Below are 15,973 nucleotides of genomic sequence, written 5' to 3'. Positions count from 1 at the left end.
CTGGCCCCAGCACCAGCCGCCGCCACCTAGGACGAACCCCATGAGCGACTCCCCTCTCGTCACCATTCTCGACGACGAACCGGCCATCCGCGCCATGCTGACGCAGGCGCTGGAAGAAGCCGGGTTCCGCACCATGAGCTTCTCACGGGCCACTGAGTTTGAAGCCGCACTTAAGACAACCACGCCTGATGTCTGTCTGGTCGACCTGTCGCTGCCCGACCGCGACGGGCTGACGCTAGTCCACAGGCTGGCGCTTGAACAGGGCGCCACCGTCATCATTATCTCTGGCCGCGCCCAGGTGCAGGACCGGGTGACCGGGCTGGAACTGGGCGCAGACGACTACATCATCAAACCGTTTGACCCGGCCGAGGTCGTGGCCCGCATCCGCGCCCGGCTGCGCAAACCCACCCCGGCGCAGCTATCGGGCGAAACCGCCCGCTTCAATGGCTGGACAGCACATTTCGACCGCTACCTGCTTATCGACGACACCGACCGGGAAACTCCCTTTTCACATGCCGAGGGCGAAGTGCTGCGGCTCTTTCTGGAGCGGCCCAAGAGATTGATCTCGCGGGCGATGATGCAGGAGATGCTGGGCGGGGCCGCAGGCGAAAGCTTCGACCGTGCCATGGACGTGCGCATATCGCGGCTGCGCACCAAATTGCGTGAGGATCCCAAGAACCCGCGCCTGATAAAAACCATCTACGGAGCGGGTTATATCTTTCTCGGTGATGTAAGCTGGCGCTGAAACCGCCGCCATCAAGGGTGTGACATGTCGCTTGAATTCTTGCTTATTCAGGTGCCCGGTTGGGCGCTTTTCATCTATCTCGTCATTGCCCAATGCAGCGCGGCGGTTTCCTGGCGGCTGGGCGAGCGCATGGGAACGCAGGAGACGGCCGAAAACGTCACCGCCGTCGGCGTCGCGTTTTGGAAAGGCTATGCCTTCGCCGACTTGGTCCTCTACACACCGCTGCTCGGGCTCGGTCTTTTTGGCCACGCCAGCGGCGCGAGCTGGGCGCCCCTTGCTCTCGGTGCCGCGCTCGGCATCACCGCCTATTGGCCGCTGGCGTGCCTGCGGTCCATCTCGGCAGCACGCGGCGCGGCGGGTTGGACCCTGCCCAAGGAACGCGATTACTGGGTTGTTCTTCCGCTGATCGCAGCGTGGGGCCTTCTTGGCATCGTCCTGCTTTGGTTATGACGCTCCCAATATCTTGTGGCCCGCGACAATACGACACAGAAATGTAGATTTTGTCCCGAATTTAGGCTAATGTGCGGGCCAAGAGAAAGGTGAAAACTTTCCACACCGTCGGCCAAAGAGCCGAAAATACAGGAAGGGATTCGGACAGTGACCCAACTTGAAACCTACACCGCCCTTGCGGCGCTTTGGCTTGCCATATCCTGGCTGCCGTACATTCTTGATCGCATCATGGTCCGCGGCCTGATCGGCGCGACGGCCAATTACGACCCGAACGCCACCCCGCAGACCGCCTGGGCCCAACGGGCCATGCGCGCTCACCGGGTTGGCGTTGAGGCGTTCGTAGCCTTCGGCCCGTTGGCGGTTATGGCGATGCTGATGGCGCCGGATGACACTTATCCCGGCATCCTGGCGATGACGTGGTTTTACGCCATGCTCGCCCATTACATCATCTATTGCCTCGGCATCCCGGTCATCCGCACGCTGGCATTTACCGTGGCGGCGGCATCGACCGTTGCCCTGGGCTTGCGGCTGCTCGGCATGATCTGACAGCGACTCTCCCGAGGCCCTGCCAATTTTTGCTCCCCCGGCAGGGCAAAACGGCCGGTGCAGTCATCCTTCAGCCAGAGGACTGCACCGGCCGAATTTCGTTCACCAGCCTATCCGCCCAGCCGCGCCACAGCCCCGGCCAGCACCTTCAGCCCGGTGACCAAATCGCGTTCGTCGGTGTCCTCCTCGAAAGCATGGCTGATCCCGCCGATCGATGGCACGAACAACATCGCGACCGGCATGTGCACCGCCACATTGGTGGCGTCATGCAGCGCGCCGGACGGCATGACCCGCCATTTGCCGGGCGCCTCTGCCTCGGCCGCCGCTTCCAGGGCGCCGCGCAGGCGCGAGTCCATTTCCACCGGCTCGAGACCCAGCATCGGCCCGAATTCGAGTCCAAGTCCGCGCGCCTCCGCCACTTCCCGCGCCGTTGTGCGAATGATGTCCTCCATCCGTTTCAGCCGCTCGGCATCACCGTCGCGCCACTGCATGGAAAAGGTCGCACGCCCCGGCACGATCGAGTGGGCGTCGGGGTGAAGGCTGACATGACCGATGGTCCAGACCGTCTGCGGCGTCACCACATTCTGGAAGCGTTCGCCCAACAGGGCATTGAATGCGGCCAGCCCCTGGAAGGCATCGCGGCGCAGATGCATCGGCGTGGTGCCGGCATGGTTCTGTTGGCCCTCCAGCGTGATTCGCATGTCACGAATACCGACGATACCGCTGACAACCCCCGCCGCCTCTCCAGCCTGATCCAGCCAGGGTCCCTGCTCGATATGCATCTCGATGAAGCCGGTGAACCGCTTCGGGTCGACCCAGTCACCCAGCAGATGCGCCATCGCGCCGCGTGCCTCGGACAGCCGCATGCCGTCGCGGTCCTCGAGCTCATCGGCCTGTTCCAAGCTTAGAGCACCGGACCAAACGGTTGAACCGGTGGTGACCCCGAACCGGCCTTCCTCGTCCTGAAAGCTGACCACCGAAACCGGCGGCCCGCCCGCCTCCTTCGCGGCCCTGACCACCTCAAGCGCCGCACAAACCCCCAGCGCCCCATCGAGCCAGCCACCTTCGGGCTGGCTGTCGGAGTGTGACCCCAGAAGGAGCGAGCGTCCCTCGGCAAGTCCGAAAAGGCTTCCCATCGGGTCGTAATGCGTTGCAAGTCCTGCCGCATCCATCCGTCCGCGCAACCATTCCCGCGCGGCAATATCAGCGTCGCAATAGGCCGGGCGCACGACACCTTTGCCAATGCCTGAAGCACCAAACTGGCGCAATTCGTGCAGGTCGGCTAGGAAACGATCAGGTTTGACAGTCAGGGACACGTGGACCTCCGGTTTCTTTGGTCACGACCTCAATTCGCGGCCATGAAATCTTTGGCGGTTTCTTTGACCTCGTCCGGAATCGGTTCGGCCGTTCTGGTTTCGAGCCCCAACATCACACATTTGAAAAGGGTCTGAAATGCAATCGTTTTGTCTGCCGCGCGGACCAATCGGTGGCGAAAGATGATCGACTTCGTTCCGATTTCGACAACTTCCGTTTCAAGGAAGATGCTTTCGCCTGCAATCAGCTCCGCACGAAACTCGCTCTCCGCATGAACAACCGCAAACGAAAGGCGGCGCCCGGATAGCATGTCGTCTGCCGTCAGCCCCATTTCGGTCTGTATCGCGAAAACCCCGTCGGAACAGGCCTGGAAGTACCGCGAGACATTCATGTGACCCAGAAAGTCGCAATCCGAAGGGTCGACCACCGACCTAAATGAAACATACGCCATGTTGTCCCCGTCTATTCTGCCGCCAAACTCTCGGCTTTCTCGACCCTTACCGCCGCGAACTTGAACTCGGGGATCTTGCCGTAGGGGTCGAGCGCCGGGTTGGTCAGGACATTCGCCGCCGCCTCGACATAGGCAAACGGCAGGAACACCATATCCTCGGCGACCGCCCGGTCGGCCCGCGCCATCACGGTCACCGAACCCCGCCGCGTGGTCAGCCGCACATACCCGCCGGGCTCAACGCCCAACCTCTGTAGTGTGGCCGGGTGCAGCGAGCAGTTGGCCTCGGGCTCAACCGTGTCGAGGACCTTCGACCGCCGCGTCATCGACCCGGTATGCCAATGCTCCAGCTGCCGGCCCGTGGTCAGGATCATCGGATAGTTCGCATCCGGCGCCTCGTCGGGCGGAATGACGCTCGCAGGTGTGAACTTCGCCCGCCCCTCGGCCCGTGGGAATCCGTCGCCGAACACAATCGCCTGACCCGGATCTTCCGGGCTGAGCGACGGGTATGTCACCGCCCCTTCGCTGTTCAGCCGCTCCCAGCTGATGTTGTTCAGACTCTTCATACCCTGCTTCATCTCGGCAAAGACATCCGCCGGGCTGGCATAGTCCCAATCCAGCCCCAGCCTTTGCGCCAGTTCGACGGTAATCGCCCAGTCCTCGCGCGCCTCACCCGGCGGTGTGACAGCGGGACGGCCCATCTGCACCTGCCGGTTGGTGTTCGTGACCGTGCCGGATTTCTCGTAGAAAGCGCTCGCCGGCAGGATCACGTCGGCATAGTTCGCCGTCTCGGTCAAAAAGATGTCCTGCACCACCAGGTGCTCCAGCCGCGCCAGCGCCTCCCGTGCATGTTCCACGTCCGGGTCCGACATCGCCGGGTTTTCGCCAAGGATATACATTCCCCGAATGTCACCCGCATGCACCGCATCCATGATTTCGGTTACGGTCAGGCCCTTCTGCGCGTCGTCATAACCACCCGCACCCCAGATCTCGTTGAAGGCCGAGCGCACGCCATCGTCGGTCACGCTCTGATAGTCCGGCAGGAACATCGGGATCAGCCCGGCGTCCGACGCTCCCTGCACGTTGTTCTGTCCGCGCAGCGGATGCAGTCCGGCGCCAGGCTTGCCGACATTGCCGGTCATCAGGGCCAGGCTGATCAGACAGCGCGAATTGTCCGTGCCGTGGATATGCTGGCTCACCCCCATACCCCAGAAGATCATCCCCGCCTTGGCGCCGGCAAAGATCCGCGCCACTTCGCGGATCTCCTGCGGTTCGATGCCGCAGATTCCGCTCACCGCTTCGGGGGTGAAGGTTTTGAGATGCTCTTTCTCCGCCTCCCAGTTCTCGGTGAAGCGGTGGATATACTGGCTGTCGTACAGCCCCTCCTCGACGATCACATGCATGATCGCGTTCAGAAGGCTCACATCCGCCCCCGGCCGGAATTGCAGCATGTGGCTGGCAAACCGGCGCAGGCCAACCCCGCGCGGGTCCATCACGATCAGCTTGCCGCCGCGCTTGGCGAACTGCTTGAAATAGGTCGCGGCGACGGGATGGTTCTCGATCGGGTTGCAGCCGATCATGATGGCTACGTCGGCATGCTCGATCTCGTTGAAGGTCGCCGTAACTGCGCCGGAACCGACATTTTCCATCAACGCCGCAACGCTCGACGCATGGCACAGCCGAGTGCAGTGATCGACATTGTTATGACCGAACCCCTGACGGATCAGCTTTTGGAACAGATAAGCCTCTTCGTTAGTACACTTGGCGCTGCCGAACCCGGCCACTGCGCGGCCGCCCGCCTCGTCGCGCAGACGCGCCAAGCCACCGGCTGCGCGCTCCATCGCCTCGTCCCAGTTCGCCTCGCGGAACACCTCGGAAAAATTGCCCGGGTCGACGTTCAACCCCTTGGCTGGGGCATCGTCCCGTCGGATCAGCGGCCGTGTCAGCCGATGCGGATGGTGAATGTAGTCGAAGCCGAACCGCCCCTTGACGCAAAGCCGTCCCTCATTGGCCGGCCCGTCGACGCCATCGACATAGACCACCTTGTCGGCCTTCACTTTCAACGAGACCTGGCAACCCACGCCACAGAACGGGCAGACGCTTTGCACCTCGCGGTCAATATCCGCCCGGTCGCCCTTCTGTGCTGCGTCCAGCACCGTTGCCGGCATCAACGCGCCGGTGGGGCAGGCCTGCACGCATTCACCGCAGGCCACGCAGGTCGAGGACCCCATCGGATCGCCCTGGTCGAACACCGGAAAGGCGGCGTGCCCGCGCCCAGCCATGCCGATCACGTCGTTGACCTGCACCTCGCGGCAGGCCCGTACACAGAGCCCGCAGGAAATGCAGGCATCGAGATTGACCCGCATCGCTACGTGGCTGTCATCCAACAGTGGCACACGCTCCGTCTCCAGCGTCGGAAACCGGCTGGCCTCGATACCGTTCGCCTCGGCCATGTCCCAGAAATGCGCCGAGGCATCATGTGCTTCGCCCCGAGGCGGCTGATCGGCGGCCAGCATCTCGATCACCATCTTGCGTGCCGACGTCGCCCGCGCCGAGGAGGTCTTGACAACCATCCCCTCGGCTGCCTCGCGGATGCAGGACGCCACCAGTGTCCGCTCGCCCTCGACCTCGACCATGCAGGAGCGGCAATTGCCGTCCGGCCGATAACCCTTGGCCGGCTTGTGGCAGAGATGCGGGATCACCTGCCTGCGGTTCCGGGCGACCTCCCAGATCGTCCGACCCTTTTCTGTCTGAACTTCTTCGCCATCGAGCGTGAATCGGATCATGTCCGCCATCGCGCAGCCCTCCTGTTTCGCGGTCCAACATAACCCAAGCCGGCCTCCTGCCGCATCCTCTAATCCCGACCGCTCGCACCCGATTCGCGCCACCCGGCCTTTCATCTTTCCGCAAATGCTCCCGCCGGAGGCGTTCCATCCACACAATGGGCGGACCGTTTGCCGGTCTCAACCCGCCCCTTTTGGCATGTTGTTAGGATGAGCCGGACGCGTGACAAGAGGCGACCGGAAAAACCCGGCCATCCCCCTTCCCACCGACGCCCCGCTGGCATAGGGAAGAACCCCGAAAGGACCGCAGCCATGCCCCACATTACACTCGTGCGCCACGGCCAGGCCAACGCGATGGCCAAGGACGAAACCGGCTATGACAAGCTCTCTGATCTGGGCCACCAGCAGGCCCGCTGGCTGGGCGAGCATTTCGAGGCCACCGGCGAACGCTTCGCCCGGGTCTATTCCGGCACGCTGCACCGCCAGGTCGACACCGCCCGTTCAATGGGGGCGGAGCGCCACGCGCCGCTGGTGCAGGACGCGCGCCTCAACGAGCTCAGTTACTTCACCATGGCCCGGCTGATGGAAGAACAGCACGGTTTGCCCCTCCCCGCCACGCGCGAAGCCTATGTCACCCACCTGCCGCAGGTCTTCGGCGCCTGGGAACGCGACGAAATCGCGAACACGCCGGAATCCTACGCCGACTTCACCGCCCGGATCGACGCGTTGCTCGAAGAGATCGCGCAATCAAACGGCCGCGCCCTCCTGGTCACCTCGGGCGGGGTGATCGCCACAATCATTCGCCGCGTGCTCAACCTCGACGTTCAAGGCTGGGCACATATCGCGCTCACCATCATGAACAGCTCGGTTCACCGCCTGCACGTGCTGCACGGCTACCCTACACTGGCGCATTTCAACGCCATCCCGCATCTCGAACACCGCGACCGCCAGTTCGCCCAAACCCATCTCTGAAGCCTGAGACGCGCCCATAGGGGATTGCCTGGCAGGCGACTGCACGGCAGTCTGCCGAGAGGGACGCAGCGAGGCCACCCCGCAGGAGACCTAATATGACACATCTCTGGGTCCGCGCCGAACAACGCGAAAACGAGGAACGCGTCGGTCTCACCCCCGAAGGTGCCAAGCGCTTGATCGACGCCGGCTTTCGCGTGACCGTCGAGAAAAGCAGCGTCCGCGCCATTCCGCTGCAAGGTTATGTCGAAGCCGGTGCCGAGATCGTGCCTGAAAATTCCTGGCCGCAAGCCCCGCAGAACGCCATCATCTTCGGCCTCAAGGAGTTGCCCGACGACGGCACGCCGCTGCCGCACCGCCACATTATGTTCGGTCATGCCTTCAAGGGTCAGCATTCCGGCAAGGCACTGCTCGAACGCTTCAAGGCCGGCGGCGGCACGCTCTATGACCTTGAATATCTCGTCGATGAGGCCGGCCGCCGCGTCGCTGCCTTCGGTTACTGGGCGGGCTTCGCCGGCGCAGCCGTGACGCTCATGGCCTGGGCAGCGCAGCAGCATGGCGAAATCTGCGGTCCGGTCCACGCCTATCCGCACAAAGACGCCCTGTTGGCCGACCTCGCCGACCGGCTCGACACAACCCAGCACCCCCGCCCGAATGCCATTGTCATCGGCGCCCTGGGCCGGGTCGGCACCGGGGCTGCCGATCTCTGCGAAGCAGTGGGCGTTGACGTCACCAAATGGGACTTGGACGAGACCGCCCATGGCGGCCCCTTCCCCGAGATCCTGACCCTTGATCTCTTCCTCAACTGTATTCTCGCCCGCCCCGGCACGCCGGTCTTCGTGCCGCGTTCGGCGCTGGCCGCCCCTCGCAAACTCACCGCCATCGGCGATATCGCCTGCGATCCCGACAGCGATTACAACCCGGTGCCGGTTTATGACCGCGCGACAACATGGGAAGCCCCCGTCATCCGCGCCCATGACGCCCTTCCGCTCGACGTGATGGCGATCGACAACCTGCCCTCGATGCTGCCTGTCGAATCCTCGGAAGATTATGCCGCCCAACTCTTGCCAACCCTGCTGACGCTGTCCAATCTCGACGGTGGCGTCTGGAAACGCGCCCGAGAACAATATCTGACCCATGTCAAAGAGGTTTGATCCATGACAATCCACTGGTGCGGCACCGGCCTCAGTTCCATCCCCGGCCTGCGCCGCTTGATCGAGGCGGGCCACCCCGTCACCGTCTGGAACCGCACCGTCGAAAGGGCCAGAGACGCAGTCGGAGATCTGACCGACGATATCCGCGCCTTTGACATGGACGCGCTGACCGCGGCGACGCGCAAAGGCGATATCGTCGTTTCGATGCTGCCCGGCGACTGGCACGTGCCGCTGGCCAAAATGTGCCTTGACCGTGAGGCGCATTTCGTCAGTTCGTCCTACATCTCGCCCGAGATGCGCGCGCTGGACTCCGAAGCCCGCGACAAGGGCCTCCGCTTTGTCAACGAGGTCGGGCTCGACCCCGGAATCGACCACCTGATGGCGCACCGGCTGGTGGCCGATTACCGCGCGTCCAAGGCTTATGCGCCCGACAACGCGATCAGCTTCATCTCCTATTGCGGCGGCGTGCCGAAAATTCCCAATGCCTTCCGCTACAAGTTCTCCTGGGCACCGGTCGGAGTGCTGAAGGCGCTACGCTCGCCGTCGCGCTCGATCCGCTATTTCACGGAACTCAACGTCGCTCAGCCCTGGGATGCAATCAGCCGCTACGACGCGCCACTGCCGGACCCCGAAAGCTTCGAGGTCTACCCCAACCGCGATAGCCTGCCGTTCATCGCGGAATACGGATTTGGCGAAGGCTGGAAGATCAAGGATTTCGTCCGCGGCACGCTGCGGCTGAATGGCTGGGCGGACGCCTGGGGAGAAATCTTCGCCGAAGTCGGCACCGCCACCGACAAGAGGCTACAAGAAATCGCCGACAATCTGCTGGCCGAAAACGCCTATGACGCCGACGAGCCCGACCGCGTCGTGCTCTGTGTCGGGCTCAGGGCCGAGAAGGACGGCCAGGCCGTCTGGCACAAGACCTATGTCATGGATGCATGGGGCGACGAGCGCGGCACCGCGATGGCGCGGCTCGTCTCGGTGCCGGTGTCGCTGGCAGTCGAATCAGTGCTCAACCGAGAGATTGCGGCAGGGGTTCACGCCGCTCCGTCCGATCCGAAGCTGGTCGCACGCTGGCTCGGCGAAATCGACAGGCTCGCGCAGCACATGGAAATCGTATCCCAAGCCTGATGCTGTTGGCCGGGGCCCCCTAAGGCGCCCCGGCGGGTTTCGATGTCACACCCGGTGATCAGCGGGCGTTGTACCCAGATGCGTGGGCATCGGTGGTGCCCGCATCGAACACAGTGACCGCCTTGGTGCCGTCGGTGCTCCAATCGACGTTCGGTCCAGCCGGGTAGACGGCTACTTCGATCGTCCCGCTCTGGCCCGACCGCAGTTCGCCGGCAGCAGCTTTTTCATCAATGGCGCGCTCATAGGGGCCGATCATGGCCGAAGCGCTGGTGGCGAGGGCGAACGTGGTTGCGAAGGCTGCGATTGCGAGTTTCATAATGTCTTCCTTCCAAGGTTGGTTCTGGTTGCGTTGGACGATCGTTTCGTTCGATCTGCATCCAACATGCGCTTCCCGATGACAGCTTTCAAAACACATGGCCTCACCGCCGCGTGCTCAGCCGCGAGAGATCGTCTGTTTTCACCCCTTGGGTCCCAAGAAGGGCTTTTTTCCAATATTTTTCATAATGTTATATAAGGATGAAAAGATCGTCTCTGTAACCTCGCTCACGCATCACGGCCCCGTTCCTGCGCCGTGATGCGATTCGTGAACGAAAATGCATGCATCTGCATACCGAAAACCGGCGCCGTGCTACCCGCCCGGTTTCCGTCGTGAACAATGTTTCGGGAAATCAGCCCCCGCGGACGAGGTCATCCTCCTCATCCACCGCCGAAAGACCCAATTCGTCGAGCCCGTTTTCGAGGTGATCCGACAGGTGCGGCGTGCCGATCAGGTAATCCGCAGTGGGAATTGTCGCCTCTGCCAGCGCCGTCGCCTTGGCCTCTTCCAACTCGTCCGCAGCAAAACTTTCGCGGCCGATCCACATCACGGCGACCAGGCTCGCCTGCTCTTCCTCGGTCAGCCGCTCGATGAATCCACGCAGCTCGCCCTCGGCCCGGCCGAGTTCCCGAGCCATCAGAATCACCTGCGCAATCTTGTAAACCGAAATATCCAGCATGATCCTGTCTCCCGTTCGCGGTCTGTTGTTATTGTCGTTCAAAGATTCCGCTCGCGCAATCCCCCGTCGTTGATCTGGCGCAAACAACCCTTCCACGGGGTCTCAGCCCTTGGCATCGCTCTTGGGCAGCGCCACCACGGTGGGTTCTTTCGGCGCCAGTTCCTCAAAATCGAAATTGTCCAGCCGCCGCGCCCGCCGCCCGGCCTTGCTGGCCGAGATCTTGATGTCGGAGATATCCTTCGCCGCCTGACCGAAATGGGTGTCGAGCTTCTCGACTCGCGCCGACAGCCGATCGACATCTTGAAAGAGCAGCCCCAGTTCACGCCGGATGGCCCCGGCCTGCTCGCGCATCCGCGCATCCTTCAGGATCGCTCGCATGGTGTTCAGCGTTGCCATGCAGGTGGTGGGCGACACGATCCAGACCCGCGCGGCAAACCCTTCGCGCACCAGCTCGGGGAAATTGGCGTGCAGCTCGGCATAGACCGCCTCGGAGGGCAGGAACATCAGCGCGCCGTCAGCGGTTTCGCCTTCCAAAATGTAACGCTCCGCAATCGCCTTGATATGGATGCGCACCGAGGCCCGCATCATCCGCGTCGCCTCGGTCAGTTCGGCCTGCGTGCCGGCATTGCGCAGCGCCTCGTAAGCCTCCAGCGGGAACTTCGAATCGACAACGATAGGCCCCGGCGGGTTCGGCAGATGGATCAGCAGGTCCGCCCGCTTGCCGTTCGACAGCGTTGCCTGCATGGTGTAGCTGTCGCTCGGCAGCGCCTTCGAGACGATATCGTTAAGCTGGATCTCCCCGAACGCTCCGCGGGTCTGCTTGTTCGACAGGATATCCTGCAGGCTCAGGACATCCCCTGAAAGCTTGGTGATGTTCTCCTGCGCCTTGTCGATGGCCGTCAGCCGCTCCTGCAACTCGCCCAGGGATTTCGCCGTGCGCTGGGCGCTGCCGTGCAGGTTTTCGTGCATCTTGCCTGATACATCCGCGAGCCGCTTTTCCATCAGCTCCATCATGCTTTTCTGGGCCATTGTCTGGGCCTCGCTAACATGGTTCAGCCCACCAGCCAGTTGCTGCTGCCCGTCCGACAGGTGCTCGACCCGCGCCGTCATCGACACCAACTGGTGCAGCAAGGGCTCGGTTGCTCGGGCACTGCGCCCGGCGGCGCGGACCGCCATGAGCAGCAGGATCAGCATGATGAGCAACACTGCCCCACCGCCTATCGCAGTAAGCTGCCATTCGGTCAGCACGGTTCCGTTAATCTCGATCATGTCCGCCCGAACAGCCTCTCGATGTCCTTCAGTTTCAACTCCACATATGTTGGTCGGCCATGATTGCACTGGCCCGAATGCGGCGTCGCCTCCATCTCGCGCAGAAGCGCGTTCATCTCCTCGCCGCGCATCCGCCGTCCCGAACGAATCGACCCGTGACAGGCTACCCGGCTTAAGATCGCCTCTATCCGCGCCTGCACCGTGATCGCTTCGCCGATATCGTCCAACTCGTCGAGAATGTCGCGAAGTATGGCCTCGGCATTCACCTCGCCCAGCAACGCCGGGGTCTCGCGCACCGCCACCGCGGTACCGCCAAAGGGCTCGACTCCCAGCCCCAGCCGCTCCAACTCGGGCGCGATCTCCATCAACCTGGCGCAGTCCCCATCGCTCATCTCGACGATCTCGGGGATCAGCAGCGCTTGGGCTGCAACGCCGTTCTCTGCCATTTGACGCTTGAGTTTCTCGTAGATCAGCCGCTCATGCGCCGCGTGCTGGTCGACGATGACGATGCCGGTTTCGGTCTGGGCAATGATATAGTTCTCATGTACCTGGGCCCGCGCGGCCCCCAGGGGCAGCGCCTCGCCCGGCTCTTGCGTACCGGTCTCGTCCGGGTCGCGCTTCGGCTCAATCCGCGCGCTCATCGCCTCGGCAAAGCCTGGTGCTTCGTATTGCGGTGCCTGTGCCTGATAGGTCATCGACAACGCAGGCCGCGACGCCCGGTCCATCTGGTACACCCGCGCCGTACCTGCCGCCTCAGGCCGCATCGCTTCCAGCGTCGCGTCAGCCACGGTGGACGAGGCGCGGTGTCCTGCCTCGGCCAGTGCGTGCCGCAACGCCGAAACGATCAACCCCCGCGCCGCGCCCGGTTCGCGGAACCGCACCTCGGATTTCGCCGGATGCACGTTGACGTCGACCAGGTGCGAGTCACATTCGACAAACAGCGCCGCGGCCGGATGGCGGTCGCGGCTGAGAAAATCGAAATAGGCGGCGCGCAGAGCGCCATAGAGCATCTTGTCCTTCACCGGCCGGCCATTGACGAACAGATATTGCGCCACCGCCGCGCCGCGCGAATAGGTCGGCAGCGCGGCATAGCCGGACAGTATCAGCCCCTCGCGCTCGGCCTCGATCCTGAGCGCGTTCTCGGCGAACTCGCGTCCCAGCACCCGCGCCAGCCGCCCGTGCAGCGCGTCGAACAGCTCACCCTGTTCGGCGTCGGCGCGGAAAACCTCTCGCCCGTCGCCATTCGACACGTCGCGCAGCACGAAGCCGACAAAGGGTTCCGCCATTGCCAGCCGCTTGATCACATCGCCGATCGCCTGCGCCTCGGCCCGGTCCGAGCGCATGAACTTGAGCCGCGCTGGGGTGGCGTGGAAAATGTCGCGCAACTCGACGATGGTACCTCCGGTCAGCGCCGCCGGCCTCACCACGCTTGCCCGCCCGCCCGACACCTCGATCCGCGCGCCCTCGAACCCGTCGGCCCGGGTGGTGATCGAAAGCCGCCCGACCGCGCCGAGACTGGGAAGTGCCTCACCGCGAAACCCAAAGGTGTGTATGTCGAGCAGATCTGAACCGTCGATCTTCGACGTTGCATGCCGGCTCAGCGCCAGCGGCAAGTCCTCTGGTGCCATGCCGCAACCATCATCCTTGACCCGGATCAGTGTCTTGCCACCTTGCGAATAGTCCACCTCGATCCGCCGTGCGCCGGCATCGATGGCGTTCTCGACGAGCTCTTTCACCGCGCTCGCCGGCCGCTCCACCACCTCGCCGGCCGCAATACGATTTATCGCTGCGTCATCCAACTGGCGGATTCTGGGGCGGTTTTCGCTTATCTGGGGGCTCAGTTCGGACATGACGCAAGATTTAGCATGTCCGCGCGCGATTCGACCACCCGGGACCGACATATTCCAATTCTTGAAAGCCGAAATATGAGTCTCTAAGTGACCTTTCATCACACGCCCACAACGAAACGAAAGGAAACGCCAACATGAAGACCGAAACCCTTGGCACCGCCACGCTCGAAACCTGGACGCCGGCGCAGACCCAGGCCGCACTGGACCAGGGCGAGATCGTTTTGATCGACGTGCGCACCCCGCAGGAGTACATGTTCGAACATATCGACGGCGCGCTGCTGCTGCCGATGTCGTTTTTCCGGGCCGACAAGCTACCAGGCCAGTCGGACAAGCGGATCGTGTTCTACTGCGGTTCAGGCGTGCGCTCGGAACGGGTTGCCCGCGCTTACCTCGAAGCCGGCTATGACTGCATTGCCCATATCGAGGGCGGCATGGCCGGATGGAAGACCGCCAGATTGCCCTATATCGGCACCAACATGGCCACTGGGGCGCCGCAGAACGTTCTGCCGCAGGCGGCCTGATCCCACAGAAAAGCCCGGGCACACGCGGTGCCCGGGCCAGTTTTCAAGGGTAATCCGGAAGGAGATCAGCCCTTGGCGAATTCCGGATAGGCTTCCATGCCCAGTTCGGCTTGGTCGAGCCCGGTGATCTCTTCTTCTTCAGACACCCGGATACCTATGGTGGCTCTCAGGATGAACCACACCACGGCCGAGACCACGAAGACGAAGACACCAACCACGACGATCGAATAGAGCTGCTGACCCAGCGACGCTTCATCGTTGGTCAGAACCACCGCGATGGTGCCCCAGATACCGGCGAACAGGTGCACCGGGATGGCACCGACCACGTCGTCGATCTTCAGTTTGTCGAGGAACGGCACCGCGAAGACGACGATCACGCCGCCCACCATGCCGATCAGCGTGGCCGCACCCAAACCCGGGGTCAACGGCTCAGCGGTGATCGACACGAGGCCCGCCAGCGCGCCGTTCAGCACCATGGTCAGGTCGACCTTCTTGTAGATCAGCTGCGTCAGGATCATCGCGGCGATCGCACCACCGGCTGCTGCGGTGTTGGTGTTGGCAAAGATGCGGCTGATGTCAGCGACGTTGCCGGCGGTGTCCATGTAGAGCTGCGATCCGCCATTGAAGCCGAACCAGCCCAGCCACAGGATGAACGTGCCCAGCGTTGCCAGCGGCAAGTTCGAACCCAGCATCGGATGCACCCGGCCGTCCTTGTACTTGCCCAGGCGCGGCCCGAGGATCAGTGCGCCGGCCAGAGCCGCCCAGCCACCGACCGAGTGCACGACGGTCGAGCCGGCGAAATCGAGGAAGCCACCGGCGTCAAGGAAGCCGCCACCCCATTTCCACGACGCCTGGATCGGGTAGATCAAGCCGGTCAGGATCACGACGAACACCAGGAACGGCCACAGCTTGATCCGCTCGGCCAGGGTGCCCGAAACGATCGAGGCCGTGGTGGCACAGAACATCAGCTGGAAGTAGAAGTCCGATCCCACCGACGCATAGGTCAGGTCGGTTTCGGTATCGGCCAGCCCCACCGGCTCCATCGCCGCGGGCGAGAAGGCGCCGAGGATGCCGTCAATGCTCCAGCCATCGCCGGGATACATCAGGTTGTAACCGATCAGGTAATACATCAGCGCGGCAATCGAGAAGAGCGCCATGTTCTTGGTCAGCTGCATGGTCACGTTCTTCTGCCGCACAAGCCCGGCTTCCAGCATGGTGAACCCGGCGGCCATCCACATCACCAGGAAACCAGTGACGAGGAACATGAAGGTGGTGAAGATATAGCCGATTTCTTCGTTCGGCGGCGTCACGTCCGCCTCTTGGGCCATGGCCAGCGTCGGCAGCGTCATCACTGCAGCAGCCAGACCGAATTTCGTCAGGGTTTTCATCTCTTGTCGTCCTTTCCCCAGTCGCCTCAGATGGCGTCTTCGTTGGTTTCACCGGTGCGCACCCGCACCGCCTGGCTCACGTCGAGCACGAAAATCTTGCCGTCACCGATCTTGCCGGTGCGTGCCGTGGCGGTGATGGTCTCGATCACCTGGTCGGCCATCGCCGCAGACACCACGATTTCCAGCTTGATCTTGGGCACGAAGTTCACGGCGTATTCCGCGCCGCGGTAGATCTCGGTGTGGCCCGACTGCGCGCCGAAGCCTTTGATTTCGGTTACCATCATGCCGCGCACACCGATTGCGGTCAGCGCTTCGCGGACCTCCTCGAGCTTGAACGGCTTGATCGTCGCTATGATGAGTTTCACGAGTTTCCCCTTCCATTTCGCCGGAGCGCCCGGCCATGTTGCACG

Annotated in this window: 16 protein-coding genes; 7 read left to right on the top strand and 9 right to left on the bottom strand. The window is 63.0% G+C overall.

Features of this window, described 5'->3' with window-relative positions:
* Nucleotides 1-40 precede the first annotated feature (40 nt).
* The 3 genes from NO357_RS12070 to NO357_RS12060 all read left to right on the top strand — a co-directional run bounded on the left by NO357_RS12070 (nucleotide 41) and on the right by NO357_RS12060 (nucleotide 1,741).
* Nucleotides 41-745 (top strand): response regulator transcription factor, encoded by a 705-nt coding sequence (locus NO357_RS12070; protein WP_306735922.1) that lies wholly within the window; start codon nucleotides 41-43, stop codon nucleotides 743-745.
* 24 nt (nucleotides 746-769) lie between these two features.
* Nucleotides 770-1,195, top strand: a complete 426-nt coding sequence (locus tag NO357_RS12065) for a hypothetical protein (RefSeq protein WP_306735921.1) — start codon at nucleotides 770-772, stop codon at nucleotides 1,193-1,195.
* Nucleotides 1,196-1,342: 147 nt separating this feature from the next.
* Nucleotides 1,343-1,741, top strand: coding sequence for an MAPEG family protein (locus tag NO357_RS12060; protein ID WP_306735920.1), 399 nt, complete (start codon nucleotides 1,343-1,345; stop codon nucleotides 1,739-1,741).
* Nucleotides 1,742-1,851: 110 nt separating this feature from the next.
* On the opposite strand, the gene NO357_RS12055 is transcribed toward NO357_RS12060, so the two are convergent.
* From NO357_RS12055 to fdhF, 3 genes are read right to left on the bottom strand one after another with little or no spacing between them, the layout of a single operon-like run.
* Nucleotides 1,852-3,051 (bottom strand): hydantoinase/carbamoylase family amidase, encoded by a 1,200-nt coding sequence (locus NO357_RS12055; RefSeq protein WP_306736189.1) that lies wholly within the window; start codon nucleotides 3,049-3,051, stop codon nucleotides 1,852-1,854.
* A 35-nt stretch (nucleotides 3,052-3,086) separates the two neighbouring features.
* Complete coding sequence (locus tag NO357_RS12050; protein ID WP_306735919.1) at nucleotides 3,087-3,506, bottom strand: acyl-CoA thioesterase; 420 nt, start codon at nucleotides 3,504-3,506, stop codon at nucleotides 3,087-3,089.
* 11 nt (nucleotides 3,507-3,517) lie between these two features.
* Nucleotides 3,518-6,298 (bottom strand): formate dehydrogenase subunit alpha, encoded by a 2,781-nt coding sequence (gene fdhF / locus NO357_RS12045; protein ID WP_306735918.1) that lies wholly within the window; start codon nucleotides 6,296-6,298, stop codon nucleotides 3,518-3,520.
* Nucleotides 6,299-6,598: 300 nt separating this feature from the next.
* Here fdhF and NO357_RS12040 point away from each other — a divergent pair, with 300 nt between their 5' ends.
* The 3 genes from NO357_RS12040 to NO357_RS12030 all read left to right on the top strand — a co-directional run bounded on the left by NO357_RS12040 (nucleotide 6,599) and on the right by NO357_RS12030 (nucleotide 9,540).
* Nucleotides 6,599-7,258, top strand: a complete 660-nt coding sequence (locus NO357_RS12040; RefSeq protein ID WP_306735917.1) for a histidine phosphatase family protein — start codon at nucleotides 6,599-6,601, stop codon at nucleotides 7,256-7,258.
* Nucleotides 7,259-7,353: 95 nt separating this feature from the next.
* Nucleotides 7,354-8,409: a saccharopine dehydrogenase gene (locus NO357_RS12035; RefSeq protein WP_306735916.1), complete on the top strand. Its 1,056-nt coding sequence runs from the start codon at nucleotides 7,354-7,356 to the stop codon at nucleotides 8,407-8,409.
* Between the two features lie 3 nt (nucleotides 8,410-8,412).
* The gene (locus NO357_RS12030) at nucleotides 8,413-9,540 is read left to right on the top strand and encodes a saccharopine dehydrogenase family protein (protein ID WP_306735915.1); all 1,128 of its coding nucleotides are present in this window, start codon (nucleotides 8,413-8,415) and stop codon (nucleotides 9,538-9,540) included.
* A 58-nt stretch (nucleotides 9,541-9,598) separates the two neighbouring features.
* Here the strand turns inward: NO357_RS12030 and NO357_RS12025 are convergent, their stop codons facing one another.
* From NO357_RS12025 to mutL, 4 genes are all read right to left on the bottom strand, one after another.
* On the bottom strand, nucleotides 9,599-9,856 hold the full coding sequence (locus NO357_RS12025; protein WP_306735914.1) for a hypothetical protein: 258 nt from the start codon (nucleotides 9,854-9,856) through the stop codon (nucleotides 9,599-9,601).
* 352 nt (nucleotides 9,857-10,208) lie between these two features.
* Nucleotides 10,209-10,535 carry a DUF3775 domain-containing protein gene (locus NO357_RS12020; protein WP_306735913.1) on the bottom strand — a complete coding sequence of 109 codons (327 nt, stop codon included), beginning with the start codon at nucleotides 10,533-10,535 and terminating at the stop codon, nucleotides 10,209-10,211.
* A 102-nt stretch (nucleotides 10,536-10,637) separates the two neighbouring features.
* A complete protein-coding gene (locus NO357_RS12015; protein WP_306735912.1) occupies nucleotides 10,638-11,804 on the bottom strand; it encodes a DNA recombination protein RmuC in 1,167 nt (388 codons plus the stop codon).
* Nucleotides 11,801-13,654, bottom strand: coding sequence for a DNA mismatch repair endonuclease MutL (mutL, locus tag NO357_RS12010; RefSeq protein WP_306735911.1), 1,854 nt, complete (start codon nucleotides 13,652-13,654; stop codon nucleotides 11,801-11,803). The genes NO357_RS12015 and mutL overlap by 4 nt, the downstream gene beginning before the upstream one ends.
* A 134-nt stretch (nucleotides 13,655-13,788) precedes the next feature.
* Between mutL and NO357_RS12005 the strand changes: the two genes are divergently transcribed.
* A complete protein-coding gene (locus NO357_RS12005) occupies nucleotides 13,789-14,175 on the top strand; it encodes a rhodanese-like domain-containing protein (protein WP_306735910.1) in 387 nt (128 codons plus the stop codon).
* 65 nt (nucleotides 14,176-14,240) lie between these two features.
* On the opposite strand, the gene amtB is transcribed toward NO357_RS12005, so the two are convergent.
* Entirely contained in the window at nucleotides 14,241-15,563 is a 1,323-nt protein-coding gene (gene amtB, locus NO357_RS12000; RefSeq protein WP_306735909.1) for an ammonium transporter AmtB, read from the bottom strand.
* 26 nt (nucleotides 15,564-15,589) lie between these two features.
* On the bottom strand, nucleotides 15,590-15,928 hold the full coding sequence (locus NO357_RS11995; RefSeq protein ID WP_306735908.1) for a P-II family nitrogen regulator: 339 nt from the start codon (nucleotides 15,926-15,928) through the stop codon (nucleotides 15,590-15,592).
* Between the last annotated feature and the right edge of the window lie 45 nt (nucleotides 15,929-15,973).

The sequence above is a fragment of the Marimonas arenosa genome (assembly GCF_030848945.1).
GTDB lineage: Bacteria > Pseudomonadota > Alphaproteobacteria > Rhodobacterales > Rhodobacteraceae > Marimonas > Marimonas arenosa.
The sequence above is the reverse complement of the archived record's forward strand: the minus strand, read 5'-3'. Positions and strand labels throughout refer to the sequence as shown.